The sequence below is a fragment of the Paenibacillus sp. OSY-SE genome (assembly GCF_000283315.1).
In the GTDB taxonomy this organism is placed as follows: Bacteria; Bacillota; Bacilli; order Paenibacillales; family Paenibacillaceae; genus Paenibacillus_B; species Paenibacillus_B profundus.
This window is the reverse complement of record NZ_ALKF01000053.1, coordinates 1-1,615: the sequence shown is the minus strand read 5'-3', so window position 1 is coordinate 1,615 and position 1,615 is coordinate 1. Positions and strand designations below refer to the sequence as shown.

Below are 1,615 nucleotides of genomic sequence, written 5' to 3'. Positions count from 1 at the left end.
TTCACGTTATCTAGAACTTGGTAAACCTTGCGGAACCGCCGTAGACGGAGCCACTTGTAAGTGTGTAAGAAGACGGAGGCTTGGCCCCCTAACTCGATTGATTTTTTCTTTTCTTTTTGTTGCGCTTAATTAAATCTATAATAACAACCAGAATCAATAAAATAACAGATTGCAATAAAGGCTTAACATAGTTTGGTTCATCGTAGATAAAGTAAGCTGCAACAAAGTTGATTATGAAAAAAATAAAGTATGTCAATATTTAATCATCTCGTCTCAGAACCAGGGTTCTACTATTGTAGATTTTCTTTCATCCTTTTCATAGGAACCGCCAGTACCATTTGAATTTTTTGTAACTCTCGTTTCTTTTTTGATTTCATAGTCTCCAATGAAAGTACCGTTCATATCAAAAAATCCAGGTCCTAATTCTCGATAGTAGTATTTAATAAAAGTATATAAGTCTTCTGTATCAGAATTTACGAAATAATACACGCCGTATCCACCAACTGCGACTGCAACAAGTTCTTGCCAAGGTGTTGCTATCTTTTTCGCCCAAGTAGCAAAGACTGCTGCAAAAGCTGTTTTTGTTGCCGCTGTAAATTTTTTAGAGTCTATAATATCATAGAGTTTCATGTGAGTATAAGGAGTTGGATAAGAAGTAGCAGCTTTAGCGCTATGGTTGATTTGAGAGTGCGATCCAAGTAAATTATTGACCTTAGTTACAACTTCAGGTGATGTTTGGCTTAACATCAAATTACCATCTACAATCTGAAAATCAATATTGTTTTCCTTTAAGATACTTATAACTCTTTCATAGTATGCAGGTGGGGATTCTGCACTGACTTCAGCTGCAGAAGTGAGAGGAACACTAAAAGCAACCGAAAGACAAATGGGGATAAATAGAATATACAACTTTTTCAATAATAACACCTTTGTGGCACTTTTTATGATAAGGGGAATATCTTGGGTTTTATATAGTTTGAAAGTATTATTGACTCGACAAAACGTATCGTTTTATAAGGATTGATTTAAAATTTTTCTAAAATAGCACATAGGAAAGGATTCTAGGAGCAAATTCTTCAATGAACTTCATTTGGATGACGGGTTGTCAAGCCAAGTGCGACAGTTCACTCATGAATGATTCGTAAGCAGTTTTCCACCCGAGGCATTTCCCTGGACGGTTATTAATTAATTCTATTGCATGTGAAAGTTCTTCCTCTGTGACCATAGCAAGGTTTTGATGACAAGCGAACTCTTTCCCTCGATCCACGGTTACCGTTTGAAACGTGGCTGATGGATAATCCTTAACTACTTACGCAGGCTTTGCTTTTACCACGACTGGATACGACTGTATCGAGTTCTCAGTGTCCGAAACTCTCACGCTTTCGGATTTCCTTGGGACGCTGGTTGATCGTTCTGCCGATATTGAACCGTCCACGCGTTTCTATTGGCTTGCGTCGCTTTCCTTTGTGACGAAGAATCTCAATATCACCTTGCACTAACAGGCCTGAGTATAACCAGCTCGTCCTAGTTCCCTCGCTATGACTCGGGTGGACAAGCCCTGGCTGTACAGGAGCCCTAGCCTCCCCCGTTCGAACATGTTAAAATGTGAGTAACT

2 protein-coding genes and 1 pseudogene are annotated in these 1,615 nt (G+C 38.8%); all 3 read right to left on the bottom strand.

Annotated features, from left to right (window positions below):
• Nucleotides 1-273: 273 nt before the first annotated feature.
• On the bottom strand, nucleotides 274-927 hold the full coding sequence (locus tag A372_RS0100330) for a hypothetical protein (RefSeq protein ID WP_237728453.1): 654 nt from the start codon (nucleotides 925-927) through the stop codon (nucleotides 274-276).
• A gap of 178 nt (nucleotides 928-1,105) precedes the next feature.
• A pseudogene (locus A372_RS35730) lies at nucleotides 1,106-1,517 on the bottom strand (transposase); the annotation flags it as partial.
• On the bottom strand, nucleotides 1,496-1,597 hold the full coding sequence (locus A372_RS38175) for a hypothetical protein (RefSeq protein WP_237728454.1): 102 nt from the start codon (nucleotides 1,595-1,597) through the stop codon (nucleotides 1,496-1,498). The gene A372_RS38175 and the pseudogene A372_RS35730, both read right to left, overlap by 22 nt.
• Between the last annotated feature and the right edge of the window lie 18 nt (nucleotides 1,598-1,615).